This is a genomic window from Candidatus Leptovillus gracilis, from assembly GCA_016716065.1.
GTDB lineage: Bacteria > Chloroflexota > Anaerolineae > Promineifilales > Promineifilaceae > Leptovillus > Leptovillus gracilis.
The window spans coordinates 174,614-198,941 of the sequence record JADJXA010000004.1 but is presented as its reverse complement, the minus strand read 5'-3'; the positions used below and the strand labels follow the sequence as shown (position 1 = coordinate 198,941).

General features: G+C 57.6%; 13 protein-coding genes. 4 read left to right on the top strand and 9 right to left on the bottom strand.

All coding sequences use genetic code 11. From position 1 onward, the window contains the following. Window positions 1-10: 10 nt before the first annotated feature. Together IPM39_13525 and IPM39_13520 are read right to left on the bottom strand one after the other, a co-directional pair. Window positions 11-805 carry a class I SAM-dependent methyltransferase gene (locus tag IPM39_13525; GenBank protein ID MBK8987076.1) on the bottom strand — a complete coding sequence of 265 codons (795 nt, stop codon included), beginning with the start codon at window positions 803-805 and terminating at the stop codon, window positions 11-13. Between the two features lie 7 nt (window positions 806-812). Then, a complete protein-coding gene (locus IPM39_13520; protein ID MBK8987075.1) occupies window positions 813-2,198 on the bottom strand; it encodes a BCD family MFS transporter in 1,386 nt (461 codons plus the stop codon). 440 nt (window positions 2,199-2,638) lie between these two features. Between IPM39_13520 and IPM39_13515 the strand changes: the two genes are divergently transcribed. Both IPM39_13515 and IPM39_13510 read left to right on the top strand, forming a co-directional pair. Further along, the gene (locus IPM39_13515; GenBank protein ID MBK8987074.1) at window positions 2,639-4,732 is read left to right on the top strand and encodes a S9 family peptidase; all 2,094 of its coding nucleotides are present in this window, start codon (window positions 2,639-2,641) and stop codon (window positions 4,730-4,732) included. Window positions 4,733-4,852: 120 nt separating this feature from the next. Further along, window positions 4,853-7,846 (top strand): SMC family ATPase, encoded by a 2,994-nt coding sequence (locus IPM39_13510; GenBank protein MBK8987073.1) that lies wholly within the window; start codon window positions 4,853-4,855, stop codon window positions 7,844-7,846. 24 nt (window positions 7,847-7,870) lie between these two features. Here the strand turns inward: IPM39_13510 and IPM39_13505 are convergent, their stop codons facing one another. Next, complete coding sequence (locus IPM39_13505) at window positions 7,871-8,326, bottom strand: hypothetical protein (protein MBK8987072.1); 456 nt, start codon at window positions 8,324-8,326, stop codon at window positions 7,871-7,873. 609 nt (window positions 8,327-8,935) lie between these two features. On the opposite strand from IPM39_13505, the gene IPM39_13500 reads away from it, so the two are divergent. Together IPM39_13500 and IPM39_13495 are read left to right on the top strand one after the other, a co-directional pair. Continuing rightward, complete coding sequence (locus tag IPM39_13500) at window positions 8,936-11,329, top strand: glycosyltransferase family 39 protein (GenBank protein MBK8987071.1); 2,394 nt, start codon at window positions 8,936-8,938, stop codon at window positions 11,327-11,329. Window positions 11,330-11,843: 514 nt separating this feature from the next. Next, a complete protein-coding gene (locus IPM39_13495) occupies window positions 11,844-13,670 on the top strand; it encodes a threonine--tRNA ligase (protein MBK8987070.1) in 1,827 nt (608 codons plus the stop codon). Between the two features lie 62 nt (window positions 13,671-13,732). Here IPM39_13495 and IPM39_13490 read toward each other — a convergent pair whose 3' ends face one another. The 6 genes from IPM39_13490 to IPM39_13465 form a co-directional block, all read right to left on the bottom strand. Then, window positions 13,733-14,365 carry a HAMP domain-containing histidine kinase gene (locus IPM39_13490; protein MBK8987069.1) on the bottom strand — a complete coding sequence of 211 codons (633 nt, stop codon included), beginning with the start codon at window positions 14,363-14,365 and terminating at the stop codon, window positions 13,733-13,735. Next, complete coding sequence (locus IPM39_13485; protein MBK8987068.1) at window positions 14,358-15,281, bottom strand: hypothetical protein; 924 nt, start codon at window positions 15,279-15,281, stop codon at window positions 14,358-14,360. Before IPM39_13485 ends, IPM39_13490 begins: the two co-directional genes overlap by 8 nt. A gap of 272 nt (window positions 15,282-15,553) precedes the next feature. Then, a complete protein-coding gene (locus IPM39_13480; GenBank protein MBK8987067.1) occupies window positions 15,554-17,230 on the bottom strand; it encodes a S8 family serine peptidase in 1,677 nt (558 codons plus the stop codon). Window positions 17,231-17,455: 225 nt separating this feature from the next. Next, a complete protein-coding gene (locus IPM39_13475) occupies window positions 17,456-20,380 on the bottom strand; it encodes a VWA domain-containing protein (GenBank protein MBK8987066.1) in 2,925 nt (974 codons plus the stop codon). A 129-nt stretch (window positions 20,381-20,509) separates the two neighbouring features. Beyond that, complete coding sequence (locus tag IPM39_13470; protein ID MBK8987065.1) at window positions 20,510-22,702, bottom strand: hypothetical protein; 2,193 nt, start codon at window positions 22,700-22,702, stop codon at window positions 20,510-20,512. Between the two features lie 245 nt (window positions 22,703-22,947). Continuing rightward, window positions 22,948-24,297 carry a putative DNA binding domain-containing protein gene (locus tag IPM39_13465; protein ID MBK8987064.1) on the bottom strand — a complete coding sequence of 450 codons (1,350 nt, stop codon included), beginning with the start codon at window positions 24,295-24,297 and terminating at the stop codon, window positions 22,948-22,950. Window positions 24,298-24,328 lie beyond the last annotated feature (31 nt).

The window sequence follows — 24,328 nt, the reverse complement described above, 5'->3', positions numbered from 1 at the left end:
TTTACGGCTACTACCAGCTACCACGTGTGATTTTTAAGATGAATCGGCGCGTAACAGCCTGTTTTACGGCCAAATCCGGCCAGTTTTCGGCCGCAAACAGGCGCAATTGCGGCAATAACGTATTAAAGATGTCTTCGGGAAGGAACCAGCTTTCGGCGTCCATCTTATTCTCGATGGCTTGCAGCCTTTCCGCCGGGCTGATCCACGTGACCCACTCCGCGGCGATAACCTCGCTGGCTGCCACGCCGCCTAAATCGGCCAGAACTTGCTGCTTGGATACGCCGGCCGCCGGTGGCATCATATTGGGAGACAACGCAATACCGAGTCTACGCAGCTCGTCGCGCAGCCGGCCAACCACAGACTGCGGATCAATCCAATCGTCTCCCTGAATAAACGCGCCATCGCGGCGCAGCACACGGGCAATTTCATGCACCACCTGCTGCCAGTTCCGGGCCAGATGCAGTACATGAACGGCCATCACCGCATCAAACGAGTCAGCGCCAAATGGCATGTCGTGCATATCAGCTTGTAAAAGAGATAGCGCGTGGGGGGGAAACGGCCGTTCGTCCCCCAACACCTCGCGCAGCATATTCGCCGACACATCAAAACCCACCACCCGGCAGCCGGCGGCCACTACCGGCCGGGCAATGCGTCCCGTCCCAATGCCAATCTCCAACACGCGCGCACCCACTCCCGCTTCCCTGGCAATGGCCTGGCCAATGCTTTGCGAAACTTCGGCTGGATGCGCGCGCTGTGCTTCATACTGCCGGGCGACACGTTGGTCAAACGAAAAGTCGAAGCGCATCGTTTGCCTAAGCCGCCGCGCCCGATTCCATCGCCCGGAGAGCGTCGGCGCGGGTCAACGTCGCGGCGTGTTGGCTGCGGAAACGGGTCACGCTCAGACGCCACACGATAATCGCGGCGACCGTCATGCCCACAGCTTCCATTCCAAAAATGGTAAAATAAGCGACGTTCGGGGCCAACAAGCCGGTTTCAATCAGACCGGTGTGCAAAGCGCCGCCAAAAGAAGCGGTTCCGTTGCCAAAAGCCTGCGCCGTGCCCCACAACCCCATGTACAGGCCAGTCGCGCCATCAATGGTCATATCCATCATCATCGAAAGCGCACCCACGTTGAAAAAGCCGGTGAAGAGACCCATCACCACCAACGCCGGCAGGACCATGGCTACCTGATGGGTCAAGGCGGCCGTCGCCAGCGTCAACATACCCAGCGCCGTGCCAACACAGCCCACAATCACTATGGTGCGCTTGCTAACCGAGAAAATCGCGCTCAACGCCCCCATGATTACCATGCCCAACAAAACGCCACCGCCCCACGTTGGCTGGAATCGGGTCGTTTCGGTCAAAGGCATGTTAAACACTTCGGCACCAAACACTTCCAATATATTGTCTTGCAAGAAAATCGCCAAAATCGAAATGAAAACAAACAAGAAGAAGCCCCGCGCCTGTTTGTTGCGCCGCAGCACTTCGACGGCCACGCTAACCGGGTTGCCTTCGGGCGCAACGGCCTTCGCGCGCGCGATTGACGCCTGCTGCTCTTCGGCATTCATCCGCTTCTCCATGCCAACAACACCGAGGAAAGTGAAGCCAATCACAATCACCGGCGACAGGTTATACAGCCGCTGCATCGCTTCCGGCGAAAATTCCGGCATGACGATGTTCATGATGATGGCCGCAAAAATGGTGCTGATAATGGTAAACGTCCAGACTACAGAGATGACAGCGCCACGAGTACGGCTGTCAGTTACTTCAGCAATCAATGAATGATGCGAATCGCCCATGACGGCAATGGCGATGCCATAAATGACAAAGGCCAACAGACCGGCCAGGTACGCCCAAACTTCACCTGCCCCCATGTTGATCACAATCGTCGGCAAAAATATAAAGACCGAACTGGCGACCACACTGCTGGCTAACAAATAAGGGGACCGTTTGAATCCGGCGATGGGATGGCGGTCGGCGATGCGGCCAGAAATGACCTGAAATGGCGAGAGAAAATAATGCAGCGCCAACATTGCCGTGATAACAACGGCCGTGATTCCTAATTCAACGATGGCGATACGATTGAGGTTGATGGTTAATAAGGCAAACATCCAGCCAACCCCTAACTTGGGTAAAGACAGACGCAAAGTCTTAATAACCACCTTGACTCCGTTCAAAACTACCGAAACAATCCTCATTTTGTCCTCTCCTTTTGAATCATGGGGCAGCGCCAATAACCAGCATCTGCCAAATTTAAACTCAGGAAATTCTCAGAAAATTATAACGATTCTCTAAACTTTAACAATATGTAATAAAAATCTAATCTTGTCTATATTTACCCCTGAAAACGGCCGAAACAAGCCGATAGGCGATCATTGGGCAGGCGTCTGAACTGGCAAGAGGGCGCTAATTGAGGTTATTTGGAAAATATTAGGCCAAAATCATGTGTCACATGTCATGCTTTTTTAATGACAATTGGCGCGCGATAATGGGTGGATTTATGAGAAGAAGATGAGTTAACATAAATACGCCACTTCCGTCGTTCATCAATCAGAAGATGAACCGTGCCAGGAATTGCTTTTATAAATCTTGAACAACAGTTAAGATTGGCGCCTGACAAAAAGGAGGCTTGAGAACCATGACAACATCCACATCTGCTCGCAAATTTAGTTATCCACCCACTCGCCGCGATGCTGTGGTGGAGCAGTTTCACGGCACGGCCGTTGCCGACCCTTACCGCTGGCTGGAAGACCCCCACGCCGCCGATACCCAGGCGTTTGTCGCCGCCCAGAACGAGCTGACACGCGGCTTCATAGACGAACTGCCCCTGCGCGCCGTCTGGCAACAACGGCTCACCGCTCTATGGGATTACCCGAAAGTGTCCCCACCCGAAGTACACGCCGGCCGCCTCTTCTTCCAGCGCAACGATGGCCTGCAAAACCAGGCTGTCCTTTATCGGCAAGATGGGCCAGACGGCCGTCCCACCCCCCTGCTAGACCCCAACACCCTCAGCCAGGACGGGACCATCGCCCTGATCAACCAATCATACACCGAAGACGGCCGTTACCTGGCCTACTCCCTCTCCATCAGCGGCAGCGACTGGCAAGACATCCGCGTCCGCGACACGGAAACCGGGCAAGACACCGGCGACCACATCCAATGGTGCAAATTCACCAACGCCGCCTGGCTGCCGGACAATTCCGGCTTTTTCTACGCCCGCTACCCCGCTCCCGGCGAACTGCCCGACGCGCCGCCCAGCACCCATCAACGTGTTTACTTCCACCGCCTGGGCGCGCCGCAAACCGACGATGTACTGGTCTACGCTCGCCCCGACGCGCCGGAGCTGGGTTTTATGGCGCAGCTCACAGACGACGGCCGTTACCTGCTCCTCACCGCCTGGGATGGCACCGACCCGCGCAACCGCTTCTATTACTGCGACCTGTCCGCAGGTCGCGACCTGTCCGCCAGTGCTGATTTTGTGCGCCTGATTGACGAGAAGGAGGCCAAATACGACTTTCTGACCAATGACGGCCCCGTTTTCTATTTTGTCACCGATTTAGATGCGCCCAACGGCCGTATCATCGCCATAGATGTGTCCCAACCCGACCGGGCCAACTGGCGCGAGATTGTGCCAGAAGGTGAAGATGTGGTGGAAACGGCCGTCGTCGTCCACGACGAATTGATCATAGATTACCTGCACCACGCCCACCACCGCCTCAGCCGCCACACCCTGGATGGCGCGCCGCAGGGCGACATCACCCTGCCTGCTATTGGCTCCGTCGCCCTGCTCACCGGCAGACGCCACCACAACACCCTCTACTTTGTCTTCCAATCCTTCCTATACCCACCCACCGTCTTCCGCTACGATTTTGCCACGCAAGAGCTGGCCGCCTGGCATCAACCCCAGGTCACCTTCGACAGCGACGCCTACGAGACCACCCAGGTCTTCTATCCATCCAAAGACGGAACCCGCGTGCCCATGTTCCTCACCCACAAAAAGGGGCTGCCGCTTGATGGGAACAATCCCACCTTGCTCTATGGCTACGGCGGCTTCAACCTCAGCCTGCCGCCGTTGTTTGCCCCCACCCGGCTGGCCTGGCTGGAACAGGGCGGCGTCTACGCCCAGGCCAACCTGCGTGGTGGCACAGAATACGGCGAAGCGTGGCATCAGGCGGGCATGTTGGGCAACAAACAAAACGTCTTCGACGACTTCATCGCCGCCGCCGAATGGCTTATCGCCAATGGTTACACGCACCCGGACAAACTGGCTATCGAAGGGCGCAGCAACGGCGGCCTGCTGGTAGCCGCCTGCCTCTTGCAGCGCCCGGATTTGTACGGCGCGGTCCACTGCGGTGTACCCGTCATAGACATGCTGCGCTACCACAAATTCACCGCCGGCCGTTACTGGACCAGCGAATACGGCAACGCCGAGGAGAACCCGGAACATTTTCGCTTTATGATGGCTTACTCGCCGCTGCACAACGTCCAGGACGGTGTCAGCTATCCGCCCACGCTGATCACCACCGCCGAAACCGACGACCGCGTGGTGCCGCTGCACGCCGAAAAGTTCACCGCCACCCTACAAGCCGCCGATGCCGGCAATAATCCGCTGCTGCTGCGTGTGGAGACCAAAGCCGGGCACGGCCTGGGCAAACCCACCGGCAAACTCATCGAAGAAGCCGCCGACGTGTACAGCTTCCTCTGGACCATGCTGCACAGCAAGCAGCCGTAATCCGTAATCCGTAATCCGTTGGCGCTTGCCAACGGTGGCGTCCTACTGAATACGGAACACGGAAACGGAATACGGAATACGTAACCCGTATTCCGTAACACCGATTGACCAGGAGCAACCATGATTCCACTCCGTCTGGAACTGACCAACTTTCTCTCTTACCGCGACACGGCCGTTCTCGATTTCAACGGCATCCACCTGGCCTGCATCTCCGGGGCCAACGGCGCGGGTAAATCCAGCATTCTAGACAGCATCACCTGGGCGCTGTTTGGCAAAGCCCGCAGCAAAAGCGACGACGATCTGGTGAACCGGCGCGCCACCCTGGACGAAAGCGCCGCCGAGGTGCGTTTCACCTTTGCCCTGGAAGACAGCACCTACCGTGTCATCCGCCGTAAACGGCCGGGCAAAGCTACCCAGTTGGAACTGCTGATGCTGGCCGAGGGCGATCTGAACCAGGGCAAGTGGAAAACTCTCAGTGAAAGTAAAGTGCGTGAAACAGAAACGGCCGTCATCGAACTGCTGCGCATGAACTACGATACCTTCATCAACGCCAGCTTCCTGCTGCAAGGCAAAGCCGACGAGTTCACCACCAAAACTCCTGGTCGCCGCAAAGAAATCCTGGCCGATTTGTTGGGCGTCAGCCAGTGGGACCAATACAAAGAAGCGGCCACCGAGCGGCGCAAGTCGGCCGAATCGGAGCTGCTGCTGGTAGATGGACAGTTGGGCGACATTGACGCCGAGTTGAGCGAAGAAAGCAGCCGCGCCGCCGCCCTGGCGACCACCCAGGCTGCCCGGCAAACCATCGCTGAACGCCTGGCCGACAAGGAAAAGCTGCTCATCCACCTCCGCCGCGCGGAAACGGCCGTGCAGCAGCAGCAAGAAATGGTCAACAACCTGGCCGCCAACCTGGCCCGCGCCCAACGCACCCTGGCCGATCTGCACAAAACCCAAAGCCAGCGCCAGACCGAACGCGCCAACTACGCAGCGATTTTGGCTGAGGCCGAGACCATCAGCGCCGCCTTCGCCGCCTATGAACAGGCTCAGGCAGCTCTGCAAGACTGGCAGAGCCGCGCCGACGACTACCACAAACTGCTAGGGCAGAAACGGCCGTTCGAGCTAACCATCACCCAAGAACGCAGCCGGCTGGAACAGCGCCAGCGCGAGCTAGAAAACCAACGCGTCAAAAGCGAAGCCGCCCGCGGCGAACGGGCCACCATCGCCACCCACCTGACCGAGAGCCACTCCCGGCTGGCGGCCATCGGCGTGGAATTGGCCGGGCTGACGCAGCAGGTAACGGCCTGGCACGAAGCCCGCGCCGAATTGCAGCGATTAGAATCGGAACAGCAGGCGCTGCTGAAGGAACAAACCCGCCTGCAAACCGAGGCGCGCAAGGTGGCGGCGCTGGTAGAAGAGCAAACGGCCGTTGCCACCAACCGCGCCCAGGCCGAAGCCAGCCTGAGCCAGCTAACAGCCGAACTGACCCTCGCCAGCAGCGACAACCAGCGCTACGCCATCGCCAGGGCAGAACTAGACAGCTTGCAAGCCGAACAGCCGCGCCTGATGAACAGCATGAACAAATTGCGCGACCGCCTGGACCGGCTGCAAGAAGAGATTGGCGGCGACTGCCCCCTGTGCGGCCAGCCCCTCAGCCAAACCCACCGCCAGACAGTGCTGGCCGAACTGGAAGCGGAAGGCAAAGAAGCAGCCGACCGTTTCCGGGCCAACAAGGGGCGCATCGAGGCGCTGACGGCCGAAGCGGCCGACCTGGAGCAGAAATTGAAGCAGAAGCCGCGCCTGGAACGGGACCAGCAGGCGCAGCAGCAGCGACTGCACAAAGCCGAAGCGCGGCTGGCAGAAATTGCGCAGTCGCTGGCAGATTGGGCGATGGGCGGGCAGGCGCAGTTGGCTGAATTAGCGCCGAAGGTGGCGGATACGGCCGTTCTTGATGCCCAAAAACAGCAGGTCCAGGCGCTGAGTTCGGCCAGCCATGCCAAAGAGTCGTTGGAGAAAGAGCAGCAAACACAGCAAAAAACGGCGGCCAACGCCGAAGCGCGCCTGACAGAGATTGACCGGCTGCTGTCCGAGTGGGAAGGCGCAGGGCAGGCGGCCCTGACCGAAACGCAAGCCAGATTGCAGCAGGAAGATTACGCAACAGAAGCCCAAACAGAATTACAGAAGTTGGACGAACAGTTGGCGCAGGTGGGCTACGACGCAGCGGCCCATCAGGCGGCGAAGGCGGCGTGTGCTGAATTGTCCGGCGCACCGGCGCGGCGGGAAGCGCTGCAGCAAGCCCAGGCGGCGGTAAAACCGCTGGAAAGCACCCTGGCCGACCTGGCAAATCAGGTGGCGCAGCAGCAGCAAACCGTCACCGACCTGACACAGCAGCGGGAAACGGCCGTGTCTCGCCTGACTGAACTGCAAAGCGACAGCGGCGATTTACGCGCTTTGGAAGACGAGGTCTTTCAACTGCGCGAGGAGGAAATTGCCGCCAACCGCCAGGTGGGTGCGGCGCAGCAGCGGTTGGCTGTGCTGGACGATTTGCGGGCGCGCCGGGAGCAGTTAACGGCCGTGCGCGCCGAAAAAACGCTGCACATCCAGCGGCTAAAATTGCTGGAAAAGGCGTGCGGGCGTGATGGCGTGCAGGCGTTGTTGATTGAACAGGCGCTGCCGGAAATTGAAGAACGGGCCAACGAACTGCTGGAACGATTGACCGGTGGCGACATGCGCGTCTTTTTTGAGACGCAAAAGCAGCTCAAAAGCCGCGACGCCCTGGCGGAGACGCTGGATATTCGCATTTTGGATGGGGCAGGGGAACGGCCGTATGACAATTACAGCGGCGGCGAACAGTTCCGGGTGAATTTTGCCGTGCGGCTGGCGCTGTCGCAGTTGTTGGCCCGGCGCGCCGGGGCGCGGCTGCAAACGCTGGTGATTGACGAAGGCTTTGGCAGCCAGGACCCCAACGGGCGGCAACGGCTGGTAGAAGCCATCAACACCATCCAGGACGATTTTGCCCGTATCCTGATCATCACCCACATTGATGAGCTGCGCGACGCTTTCCCCACGCGCATTGAAGTGACGAAGACGGCCGTTGGCTCGGCAATTGCTGTCACCTAAAGGTGGCTCCTGGAAAGGAAGCCATCAGCCGCGCACAAGGGCAATCGTATTGCGCAGATCTATAAAAATGGGATGGAGGCAAATGATGATGTCCGCCAGACGACGGCCGATCTGCCCCTGGTAGCCGGTGGTTAAGTCGGCGTCCGGATAGACTTCGTAGATTTTGGTCCAGCCCTGGTCCCACATCTCTGCCTCGATGCTTTCACCCAAAGTGTCTTTAATCTCGAACAGGTGGCGGCGAAAACCGTTCAGCAGCAGCCGGTTCAGGTTTTTGTCTTTGGCCTCAAAATGGAAACCCAACTCCCACCCACCCCGTCTGACCGGCGAAACCTCGTAATGAAGGCGCGGCTCACCATAGTGGAACTGCATCAGCCAGCTCCACATCTGCCGCGATTGAAATCCTTGCAGGTGGACCGGCAGGTTGGGAACCACCACACCCGGTAAGGTTTGCAGGAATTTGTTGCGTGAAAGTGGGGTCATGGGGAAAGGGGGTTTTTTCTCTGGTAACTGTGCGCCTCTGCGTGACCTTTTTCCAGTGGATTCATCTGAATGGCTTCAACAATGTGGAGGCTTCGCAGCCGCGCCCGCGCCGACCGGTCCAACGGCCCTGTTTGCCCAAACCATAACGACGCTGGGCGGTGGTGGAAATCATCGTCATCCTGTGTAACCTCGTTATCGCTGTCTATACCTGACAAGGCAACATCTGACAAAGTGACAAAAGTGTCAGATGATGACCTTTGCCACTATAAAACAGTTTTGTCAGGTAATTGTAGGGCGATTTTCCCAATCGCCCAAAGAACGATTCGGAAAGGGGGCATGGTTCATCAAGCAAGACATCTTCTTTACAAATTTGCGCTGCGTTGTCATGCTGAGCGGAGTCTTCGGAGCGAAGCATCCCGCTCCCGCCAGAGGAGGGGGATGCTTCGGGGACCTCAGCATGACGCGCTTGCCAAATTTGTAAAGCACAATATCGCCTGGAATGAACCATGCCGGAAAAGGGTATGTTTCAATTAATGAAACATCATCTTCTCCAATCCCTTGCATATGTGGCTTTGACGAATCATGCCGGTTGGTATTTAATACCATCCTATGAAACTGGAGCCGCTCCACCACATTCGCACACTCTGGCAGCATCCGCAAGCCTGGCGCTGGCTGATGGTGGGTATTCTGTTGTTATCCTTTGCCCTGCGCCTGCATCGCGTCGGCGACCGCGCTCTGTGGTGGGACGAAGGCTGGTCAATATGGGTTGCCCGCCAATCTCTGGCCGCTATTGTTTACCAGACCGGCCACGATGTGCATCCGCCGCTTTACTTCGGGCTGCTGCACTTGTGGCGCGCCGCCAGCGGCGACAGTGAATTTGCGCTGCGGTCGCTGTCAGTCGTTTTCGGCAGCCTGACGATTGCCGCCGTTTACCTGTTGGGGCGGTCGGTGGGCGGCTGGCGGGTGGGTTTGCTGGCGGCGCTGTTCCTGGCGACCAGCCGTTTCCACATTGTCTGGTCGCAGGAGATACGGATGTATGCCCTGGCCGGGTTCCTGGCGGCGCTGGGCACGTGGGCGGCGCGGCGCGTCTGGGAACGCGGCAAGCTGGCCGATTATGTGTTGTACAGCGGCTGCATGACGGCCGGACTGCTGACTCTCTACCTCTTTTTCCCGATCCCGCTGGCGATTAACCTGGCCTGGTTGTGGGTGCTGTGGCGCGCGCGCCAGCGACGCAAAACCTTGTGGGCCTGGGGCGCGGCGCAGTTGGTGATTTTGCTCATTGTGGGGGCATGGCTGGTTTATGCCCTGCCCGGTTTCCTCAGCACATCGTCGGCAACGCCGATTGCTGTGGCGGACTTCCTGAAGATTTATTGGACGGTGTTGGTGACGGGTATTCCGTTGAATGTGGAGTTGTATGCCCGGCTGACGCTGCCGGTGCTGGCGGTGTTTGGCACGGCCGTTTTCACCCTCGTCCACCACGCCCGTCACGATGGGCGCATGGGGCGCTGGCGTATGGCCCGCGATGTGACACTGTTTCTCAGCGGGCTGCTCATTCCGCTGGGCGTCGTCGTTTATGTGACTCTGCCCAAGGTGGGGGCGTATGCGCCGCCGTTTGATCCACGCTATCTGGTTATTTTCACCGGCTATTACGTGATTTTGCTGGCCTGGGGATTGGGGCGGCTGGGCAGCGGCCGTCGCTGGCCGCTGGCTGCCGCTCTGGGCGCGGCGGTGGTGGGCGTGTCGCTGGTGGGGATGCGCGGCTATTACGACGGCCGTATCCGCCTGGACGATTACAAATCACTGGCCGCCACCTTGCGCGCTTACGCCCATGAAAACGACGCCGTCATCCTGTACAGCGACCCCGACTGGCCGATTTTTGCCTACCATTATCCCGGCGCGTGGGCCGGGCTGCCCCACCTGTGGCAGATGACCCCGGAAACGGCCGTCAACTACCTGGCGCCCATCTGGCAAGACAGTGAAGGCGTCTGGTTAGCCATCACCCCGTATGGCGGCGTGACCGACCCCCAGGGATATGTGCCGGCGTGGCTGGCAGAACAGGCGGTGGCCGTGTCTGAATACAATTTTGGTGACAAGGCGCTGCGCTTTTACGCCCGCACACCAGAGCGGGCCGAAACGGCGCGGGTTGTCGCTGCCGGCGCGGCGCCCCAATTCGAGACCTTTGCGGTAGTCAAGACAGCCATGCACTTCATCGGTTACGATCTGCCGTCTGGAACTTATCGCAGCGGCGACACCATCCGCATGGGTTTTTACTTTTACCGCGATTGGCGCGTGGCCGACGAGAGCCACACCATGGAAATTGGCCTGATTGACCGCACCGGCCGTTCCTGGGCCGATGGCCTGACGCGCCTGACGCCGGATGACGCCACCTCCGAAACCGGCCTGATTCGCAAAGAAGCGCTATTTACGCTGCCACTGGAAATGCCGTCGGGACATTATTCGTTTTATATGCTGAACTGCGGTGGGGATATGGAGCGGTTTGCCCACATCACTATACAACAGCGCAACCTGGGCTTTGTGGACCCGGCAGATGTGACGATTAGCCACCCCTTAGACGCGCCCTTTGCCAACGGCATCAGCCTGGTGGGTTATGATGTAGAAACGACAACGGCCGTGCCCGGCGGCGCAGTTGACCTGACATTGTATTGGCAAACCGACCAGCCCATCACCGGGCAGTACAAGGTCTTTACACATCTGTTGGGTGACGTGTACAACGCGGAAACAGGCAACTTTTTGTGGGGGCAGCAAGACAACGAGCCGGTGAACGGCCGTCGCCCCACCTCCACCTGGCGACCGGACGAAGTGATTGTAGACAAGTATGCCATCCCGGTGGCCGCCCACACACCGGCCGGCGTCTACACGTTAGAAGTGGGCTTATACAACCCGATAACCGGTGAACGGCTGCTGCTAGTGGATGAGGTGGGAACGGCCGTTGCCGACCATGTTGTTTTGCAAACGGCCGTCACCATCACGCTGCCGGAATAAGATTAACGGCCGTAAACCGAAGTCCGTATGCCGTCTGTCTTCCCCCTCTCCCCATCTTCAACTTGACATCTCTGACGGCTGTTTTATAATCATCATACATCATTACCAACACAAAACGATGATCGGGACGAGTAATCGCCGGGTTGCGGCCAGAGATTGAAGGGCCATAGGCTGTAAGCCCTCATCCCTAACAGGCGACAAAAACCCCCCGTGAGTGATCCTCTGAACAAGTTTGGGCAAACTATCTGTTTGCTCTTTAGAGGCAGACTTTTGAGTCTGCCTCAATTTTACTTTATTAAGGGGATACGGTTGGCTCCGTTAACGGCCGTTACAAGAGTAACCAGTTATCAGTATTCAGTATCCAGTTTAGGAGAACACTGAACACGGAACACTGGGCACTAAATTTGGGTGGAACCGCGAGCGCCATCGCCCCAATACGGGCTGTGGCGCTTTTTTATTGCCGATTGCGCAGCAAACCAAAGCCGCAATCCAAAATCCGAAATTGGAGAAGATCATGTCAACACAAGCAGTCCCTTACGAACAATCAGAGTTGTACCGCATCCGTCATTCAGCCGCCCACGTCATGGCCGAGGCCGTGCGCGAACATTACCCGGAAGCCCTTCTGGCTATTGGTCCGCCCATCGAAGACGGCTTCTATTACGATTTTGACCTGGGCAAAGACGAAAACGGCAAGCCCAAAACGTTCTCGCCCGAGGACCTGGAAAAAATCGAAGAAAGTATGCGGCAGCTCCTCAAAAAAAACGCCCCCTTCGAGCATTCCAGCATGAGCATCGCCGAAGCCAAAGCCTTCTTCGCCGGTCAGCCCTACAAGCTAGAACTTATTGACGAGTTGGCAGCCGGCAAAGTGGACGAAATGGGCAACCCCATCACAGAGCCGACCAGCGAAGTAAGCATCTACCGCCAGCGTGACTTTGTGGATTTATGCCGTGGGCCACATGTGAAGTACACCAGCCAGGTAAAGGCCAACGCCGTCAAGCTGCTGCGCGCCAGCGGCGCCTACTGGCGCGGCGACGAAAATCGGCCGCAGTTGCAGCGCATCTATGGCACAGCCTGGCCCAGCAAAGCCGAACTCGACGACTATCTACAGCTCCTGGAAGAGGCTAAAGCCCGCGACCATCGCCGCCTCGGCAAGCAGTTGGGCTTGTTCCACATCTCGCAGTTGGTGGGTTCCGGGCTGCCGCTGTGGCTGCCCAAAGGCGCCATCCTGCGCGAAACGTTGGAGAATTTCCTGCGCCGCGCCCAGGTAGAACGGGGCTACCTGCCGGTGATCACGCCCCACATTGGCAAGCTAGAACTATACATAACAAGCGGCCATTATCCTTACTACAAAGACAGCCAATACACACCCATTGATGTAGACGATGAAAAATTCCTGCTCAAACCGATGAACTGCCCGCACCACATCGAAATCTACAAATGTGAACCGCGCAGCTACCGCGATTTGCCGCTGCGTCTGGCCGAATTTGGCACAGTCTATCGCTATGAGCAAAGCGGCGAGTTGAACGGCCTGACGCGCGTGCGCGGCTTTACAGTAGACGATTCCCACCTCTTCGTCACGCCGGAACAGCTTGAAGAAGAGTTCATCGGTGTGGTGGAGTTAATTCAGCACGTTTTCCAGACGATGGGCTTCGACGATTTCCGCGCCCGCCTGGGAACCAACGATCCCAACAGCGATAAATACGCTGGCGCGCCAGAAATGTGGCAGCGTGGCATTGCCGCCATCCGGCAAGCCGCCGACAAGGTGGGCATGAACTACGTGGTAGAAGAAGGCGAAGCCGCTTTTTACGGTCCCAAGCTCGATTTTATCTTCCGTGACGTACTCAAGCGGGAATGGCAGTTGGGCACAGTACAGGTAGATTTCTTGCTGCCGGAACGGTTTGATCTGGAATACATCGGCGAAGATGGGCAAAAGCATCGCCCGGTGATGATTCACCGCGCCCCATTTGGCAGCATGGAACGCTTTGTGGGCATCCTGATAGAGCATTTCAACGGCGCCTTCCCGCTTTGGTTGGCTCCCGTACAAATCAGCATGATTCCTATTGCCGACCGGCATGTGGCATACGCCAAACGGGTAGCGGCCGATCTGCGCGCCCAGGGTTTGCGGGTGGAAGTGGACGATGGCAGCGAACGCATGAACAAAAAAATCCGCAATGCCCAATTGCAAAAGATTCCGTACATGTTGGTGATTGGCGATAAAGAAGTGGAAGAAGGGCAGGTAGCCGTGCGGACCCGTGACAATGTGGACCATGGCGCGATGTCGGTGAAAGCGTTTATTGAGCATACGGCCGTGCTGGTGGCCGCCAAAGATTTGGCTTTATAGTGCGTAATGCGTGGCATGGATTGGACCAATCTCCAAGATTGGTCCAATCTTGTTGCGGAAGACTATTTTGTGATCTGCGTGGGGCGTTTGGCAGGCATGGCCTGGACGGGCAAACGAACGGTAAAGGTGCTGCCTACACCTTCCTCGCTTTCTACGGTAATTTCGCCCTGGTGGGCTTCTACTAAACTCTTGACAATAGCCAGCCCTAATCCGGTTCCAATGGCAATGGACTGATGTTTCTTTACCCGGCTGTAGCGGTCAAAAATGAAGGGAAGTTCGTCGGTTGGAATGCCATACCCTGTGTCGCGTATGGCTAATACGGCGTATTGGCCGCTTACGTGGGTGTCAATATAGACTTGCCCCCCCTCCGGTGTGTATTTGATGGCATTGGAAATCAGGTTAGAGACGATGCGCTGAATTTTCTTCTCGTCGCCGGTTATCTCGGCGGGTGATGGGACGGATTCGTCGTTGAGAGAGATGTTCCTTTCTAGCGCCTGTGTTTCCAGAGCTTCGGTGACTCCCTTGACAAGCAAAGCCAGATCGAAGCTGGAGCGTTCTAGCAACACAGGTGTACCAGATTGTAATTTACCGATTTCTAGCAGGTTGTTAACAATGTCTAGCAGTGTGTCCTGGCTGCGTAAGATGACTTTGGCGATGTGCGTCTGCTGTTCTCGTTCCAGTTCGCGGTCACGCAAGATGCTGGCAGCCTTTAATACTGGTCAGGGGGGTGCGCATGTCGTGGGTTAACACGGCCAGGAATTGTTCCATTTCCTTGTTGAGCTGCGCGAGTTCACTGTTGGCGCTGCCCAGGTCATCGTTGGCGCGGGCTAAATCGGCCGTTCGCAGTTCTACCAGATCTTCTAGTTGAGACATCTGGGTTTCTGCCTGACGTACATACATGCGAAAGGCATAGGCAGAAGCCGCAATAGGCAAGAAGAAGATGAGAACGCCGAGTAAATTGAACTGGGCAACCGCTAATGAGAGAATCGCGCCGCCTAAAGCGGAAACCACTACATTCAGGGGGACAGCCCAACGATGCTCGCGCCATACTTCTAATGGGGGCACACCCAACTGCAAATGTAGGACGATGATCAATAACCATAAATTGGCCTGGTCGGCGATAACGGCCGTTGCCAACCACACCAACACCTGAGCTAAAAAGGTCTCTCCTAACCAGGCGCTCATGCCGACAAATACCAAACCAGCCAGGTAGGTAGAAATAGCGCTCATACCGGTGTTAAACCCTAAACGACTGACCGCTTTTCCCCAGGGTGGCCGATCTACCCGAACACTAATCAGCCATAAAGCTGACTCGCCAAAAATAGCAATAACGGCTGCCGGTGCAGGACCAAATAGTGGGATTGCCGCCAAATACACCGCTGAAGCAACGGAAAAATCTACCCCTTTGAAAGTTAGTGTAGCCGTACTTTGTACCGCCGCAGCCAAAAGAGCTACCAAAACGAAACTGGCAATTTGCGCCGCCGAAAGCTGTGTAATACCAAAAACGGCCAGCGCAATGCCCACCAGAGAAACTGATACCAGATAAAACTGGTAAGCCCTATTGGAAGACCTGGCTGGCGCTTGTGAGGATGAAGCGTCTGAGTCGGACATGTTCAAATATCAGGCAACTCAACTAAGAAAAGTTCGCTTTTAGCGTGGCGTGTGCAGATAGTCTGGTACTAATAGCGATCATCCTAAAGCCAAAATTTTAGCGCATCCTTTAACGAAAGACATCTAAACTTCACGGACCTTTTTCAACTCTCAATAAAGGAGGATAAAAACAGTTCCCCCACAGATAAAATGATATCTGCGGGGGAACAAAATCTTAATCTTGATTGATGACCAAAGGTGGCAGGCGGCCAAAGTACAGTCAGATGATAATTCTACGATTCATCATCAGCCAGCCCAGACCAGGAATAACCACCAGACCAGGAGTAACCGCCGCTCCAGGAGTAACCGCCGGACCAGGAATAACCACCACTCCAGGAATAGCCACCCGACCAGGAGTAACCGCTCTGCCAAACATCGCCGGCTGCTAAAGGTTGCCAGTCAGTTGAACCAGACCAGGAGTAGCCGCCGCTCCAGGAATAACCACCAGACCACGAGTAGCCGCCGCTCCACGAATAGCCGCCGGACCAGGAGTAGCCACCAGACCAGGAATAACCGCCAGACCAGGAATAGCCGGCCGTTTCGGGGATCTGTTCGCCATTTTCATCTACGACAATGAACGCACCGTCGCGGTAGACGATGGGGCCAACGTAAGGCTCACCAACGACCATGCCCACATTGGCTTCGCCAATCGGCGGATTCAACACGGCCGTTGCCGCATCCACCCGCCCTGCCCCTTGCTGTAAAATACTCCAGGCCAGGGCGCCATCACTATACACGGCCGGCCGGGCCGAGTTCATCAGCGCGTATTTCACCTGATTGGGCGTCAGGTCGGGGTTGGCTTCTAGCATCAACGCCACGACGCCACTGGTAACGGCCGTTGCCGCCGACGTCCCGGCTATCTGATAATGCTTGCCCTGCACCTGCGCATCAGGGTGCGCCAGGGCCCAATAGCTGTTCTGCTTCACCTGTACCAATACATGCGCGCCTGGAGCTACCACGTCGGGTTTAACAAAGCCAACTTCCGTGGGGCCGGCCCCGCTGAATGGCGTGACGTAATCATCACTCTCATCTTCCCAGGTGTAATTATCCGTAAAAGCGCCAACAGTGATCACAAAGGGATCATTGCCAGGGGCTGCGATGGTCAGCGGTTCTACGCCGCCGTTACCGGCCGCCACCACCACCACAATACCCTCATCCCACAGAACCTCAACCGCCTGGTTGATGGGATCAGCCCAATACGGGCTGCTGACGCCACCGACGATGGACAGATTCACTACGCGGATGTTGTAGGCATCCTTGTTTTGCAAAATCCAGTCCAACCCTTCGATGATGTCGGTGTAATAGCCTTTGCCCTCATCGTCTAAGACACGCACATTGACAAAATCTGCGCCTGGGGCGATACCAATTGCATTCTTCTTGTATTCCGCATCATTGCCAATCAGGCTGGACATCATGGTTCCATGACCATAGGGGTCTTTCTGATTTTGCAGCCCGTCGTCAACAGCGTTATACGTCTTCAAGACACGCCCATTGTTCCAGGCCATCTTGGCAATGCCAGAATCTACGACGGCAACGGTAACACCTGACCCATCAATCCCTGCCTCCCAGACGCTATCTGCGCCTACTACCAGGGGGAAGGTGGTTGACGGCGCTGGCTCTTTGGGTTTCTTGAGTTTTGCGCTGGCCGAAGACACCAGATCATCCGCAAAAACTGTTACTCGTTGGTCGGCCTTCAAAGCGGCCACCTGCCCACTGGGAATGCTCACAGAAACGGCGTTGATGATGCCCAAGACCTCATCAACCTGGCCGCCATACTCCTTGGCTACGGACACGGCCGTCGCCACATTTTCCGCTTGCACAATCAGGGTGGTGTCGTGGGTCGCTGCCGAGGAACTAAAAGCAACAACCAGGGCGAGTAACACTGCTGTTAAAACGAATACTCGCTTCATGGGATACTACTCCTTTTTTACCACTAAATCCGTTTGTTTCACTACCAATAAAATATTTACAATGGAATAGCGATGTTCTACTTCGAATTCCTGTTTATAGTATGAGTAATGCCAACAAAAAACTCAATAGGCCATTTGGTAACAAGGACCAAATTCCTATCTGAGCCAATGGGTTTGTTTGGCTTATTTGGGGGGATTGATCGGTCAGGGTGACGCCGGACGTTTTTACGATCCAGAAGGGGGATTTTGCTGTCGCTTTTTGTCCAGCAGACGGGCGGCCAATGAATCTGGCGCGGGTATGGCAGAGGAAGCAGATTTAGGCGCTTCGGGGGTTGGCGGCGTTGGCAGCGGCCGTTCCCCCTCATTCTCTTCTTTTTTGGCTGCCGCCGCGGACCACTGATTGGCCGAATCTTGTACAGGGGTCGTTGGCGACGGCCGTGTCGTGCCCGCCCGCTCTTTCGCCTGGAACAAACGCGACACCTGCTCCGTCTGCGCCGCCGGTTGTACCGGCGGCCGCCAACGGCCAAAAGTCGCCGCCCAGGCTCGCTGCCAATCGCGCCGGGTAATGACCAGGCGGCGCACGGCAATATCCAGCGGCAGCAGCAGCACGGCCGTTAACACCAGCCAGGGCCAGACCGGCCGCGTGGTCGCTTCGCCGACGATGTTGTGGACAAACACGGCCGTGCCCAATTCCGTCACGTCCTGGCCGCCGCCCAGCACCGCCAACGCGGCCAACCGTTCTGGCTGGGCGGCAAACTGCTGGTACTCCGGCGAATAGCCCAACACCCAGCCGCCTGTCTGCCCCACCACACTGTCGCCAGCCGCCGAACGGCCGTCTACGCGAATAAAATAGGCGCCATCCTGCGTCGGCGTAAACCCTGCCTGGTACTGGCCCGGAGCCACCTGCTCCAACACCAGATTGCTCACCACGCCGTCCGGGTCTACCACGTTGGCCGTCATGGTAACGTTGTTCAGATAATCGCCATCAGCGCGGGCATCCACCGTCAGGCGAGCCATAGCGCCGTCGAAGGCAACGGCCGTCTCCACATTACTGTCTCGCTCCGGATCAACCGTCCAGCGCACCGCCTGCGCCCAAAACGCTGGGAAACCGGCCCACTGCACCCATTCCGTGCCCCAGCGCCCGGTAGCGTCCGAGGTCCAGGCCACGGTACGCCCCAGGCCATACTGCCAGGCCGCCAGCAGCGGGTCGTCCAGGTGGGTTTTCAGAATGACCTGGGCGGTAGATTTGGGACTGGTTCCGACATAGCCATACAGTGGCGGCACGGCCGTAATGCCCGCCAAAATAGGGCTGCTGCTGACCAGTTCCGGGAAGAATCGCTCTTCAACCAGGTAGCTGCGCTGAATCGCCGTCGTTTCCTGCGTAAAAATTTGCGGCAGGTTGGCGGCGCGGTCGGTGAAATGGAAACGGCCGTTGCCTCGCCGCGCCATCTCCTGCAACCACGCCGTATCCGGCCCCTGCCCAATGCTCACTGTGCTAATCGTCACTCCATCAGCCGTGAGCGCATCAATCAATTCCGGCACACCCTCTTTTTGCTCTGAATCCGCCCCATCGGCCAGCAGAATGATGTGTTTCACCTGATTGGTGCTGCCCGCCAGCGCCTCAGCCGCCGCTTCCAGACTGGTGCGCACATAAATGCCCCCGCCGCCGGCGCTAATCTGCCGGATCAGGCCGATGGCCCTCTCTCGTTCGCTGGCCGACAGCGGCCCAATCGGATTGCTGACCTGCGTATCCACCGGCAGTACCGTAATCTCGTCGAAATCTTTGAGCAGCTCCACCACCCGCGCGGCCCCTTCGGCCGCCAGTTGAATCTTTTGCACGCCCCCTTCTTCCATACTCATGCTGCCAGAGCGGTCTATCACAATCACAATGCTGACCGATGGGAAGCGCTCCTGGTCTTTGATCTGCATCTCCACCGGCAGCACCTCTTCCAGCGGCGTTTTAAAATAGCCGCCCATGCCATAACTTTCTGGCCCGCCCACCACCACCAAACCACCGCCTAAATCGCGCACGTAAGTTTGCAGGGCTTCCATTTTGCGCGTGGTCAGATCTTTGGCGTTTACGTCTACCAGCACCACGCTGGCGTAGCTGCTCAGGTCGGCCAGGTTGCTGGGCAGCGTGGCCGGCGTTACCCGGTCTACTTGCAGGCCGGTAGCTTCCAGCGCCAGTTTAATCTGGGGCGATTCATCCGGGCGCGGTGAGCCATCATTGGCCAGGGAATCTTCGTTGGCGACCAGCAGCACACGCGGCGGCCCGGTGATTTCGGTAAAAGCGGCCAGTTCGTTGTTTTGGAAGTAGGTGTCTTCACTGGGAGTAAGCTGCACCCGGTAACGGGCGAATTCTTGTTCCGCGGCGCGCAGGCGCACGGCAAAATTATTGACGCCGCGCCGGAGCTGCACCGCCTCTTCGTAGACAATACGGCCGCCGGCCAACACCCGCAGCATCGCTGGCATGTCGGCCGTGCTTTCGGCGGTCACGTCCAGGCGAAAGGTTTCGCCCTGGCTAATGCGCGTAGGCGCACTCACCTGGGTGAGCAGGGCTTCGGCGGTGGCGGCTTCGCGCAGCAGCGGCACGTAATCAATTTGCACCCCGGCGGCGGCGGCCAGCTTCGCCGCCGCTTCCGCATCGCCCACGGTTGTGGCCCCATCGCTCAGGATGACCAGGCGACGGCCGTGTCCCGCCGGAAACAACGCCATGCCCAGGCGAACTGCTTCGGCCAGGTCGGTCTGCAAGCGCTGCGGCACAGAGGAAATGGGGCCTAATTCCGCCAGGCCGCTCATCGGCCGTTCCACCAGGGCATTGGAACCAAAGACAATCACCGCCGCCTGGTCGTTTGGCCCCATCGTGGTGATGGCGTCGCGCACAAAGGCTTCTGCCTGCGCCGCCTGCGCCGGGCTGATGGAGTCGGAAGCGTCTACCAGAAAAACCACCGCCAGATCATCGGCGGCGCGCACCAACTGCAAACCGGCCAGCGCCAGCACCAACAAGACAAAAATCAGCAGGCGCAGCCCCAGGCTGACCCATTCGCGCCAATGGCGCGAGACAAACCGCGCCGACCGGGGCCAGCCAAGCCATACCAGGTAGGGAGTTAATAAAAGCAGGAGAAGCGCCAGAGGCGTCGTAAAATTCACAGGATTCCGGGAACAACCTTATGGGTTTCAGAAAGCAAGTGGTAGTGTTCAGTGTTCAGTAACCAGTTTTCAGTCGGCGCTGCCTCTGAAGAAAACACACTGAACACTGAACACCACCGCCAGGGTCTATCATTCTTCGGCAAAGACCAGCGGCAGGTAAATGGTAAAGGTGCTGCCTGTGCCATATTGGCTGCTGGCCTGCACCCGGCCGCCATGAGCGGCCACAATGAAATGGGCCAGCGTCAGGCCAAGACTGGGCCGTTTTTTACTGCTGCCGTTGGTGTTTACGGCCGTCAGCCCGTTCCAGATACTCTCCATCCGTTCGGGGGGAATGCCCACCCCCGTATCGGCGATTTGCAGGTAAAGGTCACTGCCGTCAATGTCCATGTTCAGGTGGACACGGCCGCCGATTTTATTAAATTTGATGGCGTTGTGGATCAGGTTGTGGATGGCCTCTTGTAACTGTTCGGCGTCGCCCAGCACCAGCGGCAGGTTCCGGTCTGGTTCAAATTCGATGGTAACGCGGCGCGCTTCGGCCATCGTATCCAGGTTACGAATCACCCGCCGGGTAATTTCAGGCAGATGGACCAGTTGGAAGTCGAAGCCGCGGCGCGACTGAACGCGGGCAGCCAGGTTGATGAGTGTTTCTATCGGTTGGCGCAAATTGGCAAATTCCTGGCTGAGGCTGGCGACAAGCGGCTGCGGGATGGGTTCTGCCGGACCGCTTTCTTGCAGTTTCAGGAGTCTGCTGTGAATGGTGGTGAACGGCCGTCTCAATTCCGGCGACACCAAATCAATATAATGGCTGTATAGGGTGACAGACTCTTGCAAGTGCCGGTTTTGTCGCGCCAACGTCTGGTTGGCGTACAAAACGGATTCGTTGATACGCCGCAGCGTCTCCATGTGCCGCGCCTGCGCCAGCAGCGGGCTGGCCTGAGCGCATAAGGTGGATAGTTCGGCGTAATCTTGACGATCATAGGGTTCGCCGGAACGCTTGCCGCCGAGGGCCACCACCGCTTCCAGGTTGCTGCCGTTGGTCAGCGGCATGTACAACACCCGCTGCCACCGGGCCAGAAGTTCCTTTTCTCGTGTTGGCAGCAGGTGGAATTTGTCCAAAACATCCATATCATATTGGATCAGGGGCGTTTTCTGCTGGCGCAAGTGGCTGGTGAAGGGGCTGTCGGCGGCAAAATCGGCCGTCTCCAATTCTGGTTCCATGGGAGGGGTGGCGGTTAACGGCCGTAACACCAATATCCCCTGTGGCCCCTCATCGGCCATAAACAACCAGGCCTCGTCCACGCCCAGCGTGGCTTGCAGCGCCTGCAAAAACAGATGTCCCAACGGCTCAGGTTCCGGGAAATAGCCCACAGCCTGGGCATATTCCACCAGCGCCGCCTCGCGCCGCGAAGCAGAAGGCAGAAACAGGCGGCGGGCCAGACCATTGACCAATCGGTACACCACCATCAGCAGCGCCGCAAAAACGGCCGCAGCCAAAATCAATATCAGATTAGGGTCGGTAGTGGCGGGTAGATTGGTGACAATGCGCAAAATAAAGGTCAATGCCAGCCAAACCAGGGCAAAAACCGTCACCGTGCCAGACAGCCGATAGATTAACTGCCGCGCCGCCACCTGCAAATCGGGCATCTGCCCATGCGTCAGGCTGATGGTTCCTACCAGGGCGGCCAGGATGACCACCAGAACGCCCATTTCTTGCCAGATAGGCTGCCCCGGCTGGTGAATAGAAGTCAGGCAGCCACCGATGGCAAACAACCCCAGGACCAACAGCCAATACCGAATTTGATTGCGGTACAGGGAAATGGGCAGCGTGGTGTTCACCTGATGGGTAAACATCCAGGACGCCAAGACCGGAATGACCCAACTGGCAATCCACACGGCCGCCCATATATCAAAGGGGCGGATCGTCTGTGTACCCAGATATATCGCCGGCAGTGCGCCAGGCGAAATGTTGGCATCCAGCCCAACGGCCGCCAACCAGAGGCAGCCGCTGACGCCGAGCGCCGCTTTACCAGGCCGGTTGGCAACAAACATGTAGCGCAGCGTCGTCAGTAATACGCCAAACGCCGCCAGGGTAAAGGCATAGGAGCCGACAATGCCCCAATTGAAAACCAGGATAGGGGGAAAATAGGACCCACCGTAAAAACGCAGCATACTGCTGGCCCACACGGCCGTCGCCAACAGCGTCAACGTCCACCGATACAGCACGTGTCGGCGCTTGCTTCCCCGCACCCACAAATAAACCACCATGCCCAGAAGCGTTAGCGGCAAGATAGCCACGATGAGAAATTGTTGTGACAATGTCATGACAAACTATGCGTTAGAAACGGCCGTTCCTGATGTCTTGTTCCGGTTACGGTTTACGGCCGTCACCCCTATTGCCTCCACCGCCAGAATTATACTCGTTTTCCCGGCGCTGCTCTGAACTTCTTGGGTTATCCCAATATATCCCAAATCAAACTTGGGATATATTTGGGATATGTTGGGAAAGAGACAGCCACCGAATTCATCAGAGACCCCGGATTACCGACACAAAACTCGGCGTTCTCGCCTCATTTCAAAATGTAATAGGTACCCTTTTTTGAGCCAATTTTCAGCAAAACGCCCCGTTCCACCAGGTCTACCATGTCCAGGCGCAGTGTCTCGGCGGAAACGTCGGGGCACAATTCGCGGTACTCCCGGTTGGTAATGCTGCCATTTTCACGGATGAAGTTCAGGGCGCGGGTTTGTCGCTCGTTCATGCTGCGCGTCCACTTGGGCGGGGCGGCGCGCTCGCGCTTGTTGGATAAGGTAACGGTGAACAGATGGGGCGTGGCCCGGAACTGCGGCGGTGGATGACCGGCCTGCACCATTTCCTCGATCATCTGGTCTATGCCCAGCCCTAATTCCTCGATATAGCCCCATTGATACAGCCCGTTTACCAGGCGCGGATTGCGCGAAAAATGCTCTTCAACCAGATTGTCTATGGTCATATAGCCGGGCAGTCCGCCGGGGCTGATGATTTCCAACCGGTCGGCGTACATGCGTACTTCAATGCGCCGCCCTTTGATGCGGTAATCTCGATGGGCGATAGCGTTGACCAGGGCTTCGCGCACGGCAAAACGGGGATATTCGGTCAGTTCTTCCCGCACTAACTGGCTGACTTGCGCGCCGACGCGCATTTCCTCGAAGATGACATTCCAGGCGCGTTCAACCACGCGGGCGATGGGGCCGGCGATTTCGTCACGACGGCCGTAACCAATCCCCCCATCTTCGCCCCTCGGTTCGGTGCCCGGAAAGCGCACAAACACCACACCGCTCTGCGGAAAAAAGGCCTGGGGGTTGCGCCCAAACAGCAAAATGCCGGTCGTCGTTGGGCTGCCGTCGCGGTCTATGGCCCCAATCTCAAACAGCAGCTCGTCGGTGGATGAGACTTTGCCAGCGCCGCGCCCTTCGCGCCGATCCAGGTAGTCGCGCACAACGGCCGTATCCAGGTCAGACGGCCGTGCGCCGGGAACCGGCTCCGTCTCAAACTCAGCCGAGCTTTTGCTGTTAGACAGGCTGCGAATTTCGTCGCCAGACAAGGGACGGTTGTCGCTGCCGCTGCGCACCAGGACACGGCCGTCGTGCAGGCTGTGTAGTTCTGTGCTGCGCGGGACGTAAATGCCCACCAACCGTTCCGCGCCTTGTTCCACTGGCTGCCATTGGGTGGGCACAGGCGGGCGGCACATGGTGGCAGCCTGACGCAGCGCCCCTTCCGCCTCTTCTTCCCAAATTGTGCCAGACGGCCGTCCCTCATCGTCCACGCCCATCACAATCAACCCGCCATCACCATTCGCCAGAGCCACCAGGCACTCCGCCAGCAGCTCTGTATCCGCATAAGGCAAATAAGCAAGTCGTTGTCCCGGTTTGTTCTTGAGCATGATCGTGTACACCTTCTGTGGCGTAAGCCGT

What these genes read in the sequence shown, in the direction of transcription:
- IPM39_13510 (MBK8987073.1), top strand. Translation starts at nt 4,853, where the DNA reads ATGATTCCACTCCGTCTGGAACTGACCAACTTTCTCTCTTACCGCGAC.
- IPM39_13505 (MBK8987072.1), bottom strand. Translation starts at nt 8,326, where the DNA reads ATGACCCCACTTTCACGCAACAAATTCCTGCAAACCTTACCGGGTGTG.
- IPM39_13485 (MBK8987068.1), bottom strand. Translation starts at nt 15,281, where the DNA reads ATGTCCGACTCAGACGCTTCATCCTCACAAGCGCCAGCCAGGTCTTCC.
- IPM39_13515 (MBK8987074.1), top strand. Translation starts at nt 2,639, where the DNA reads ATGACAACATCCACATCTGCTCGCAAATTTAGTTATCCACCCACTCGC.
- IPM39_13520 (MBK8987075.1), bottom strand. Translation starts at nt 2,198, where the DNA reads ATGAGGATTGTTTCGGTAGTTTTGAACGGAGTCAAGGTGGTTATTAAG.
- IPM39_13470 (MBK8987065.1), bottom strand. Translation starts at nt 22,702, where the DNA reads ATGACATTGTCACAACAATTTCTCATCGTGGCTATCTTGCCGCTAACG.
- IPM39_13500 (MBK8987071.1), top strand. Translation starts at nt 8,936, where the DNA reads ATGAAACTGGAGCCGCTCCACCACATTCGCACACTCTGGCAGCATCCG.
- IPM39_13480 (MBK8987067.1), bottom strand. Translation starts at nt 17,230, where the DNA reads ATGAAGCGAGTATTCGTTTTAACAGCAGTGTTACTCGCCCTGGTTGTT.
- IPM39_13525 (MBK8987076.1), bottom strand. Translation starts at nt 805, where the DNA reads ATGCGCTTCGACTTTTCGTTTGACCAACGTGTCGCCCGGCAGTATGAA.
- IPM39_13495 (MBK8987070.1), top strand. Translation starts at nt 11,844, where the DNA reads ATGTCAACACAAGCAGTCCCTTACGAACAATCAGAGTTGTACCGCATC.
- IPM39_13465 (MBK8987064.1), bottom strand. Translation starts at nt 24,297, where the DNA reads ATGCTCAAGAACAAACCGGGACAACGACTTGCTTATTTGCCTTATGCG.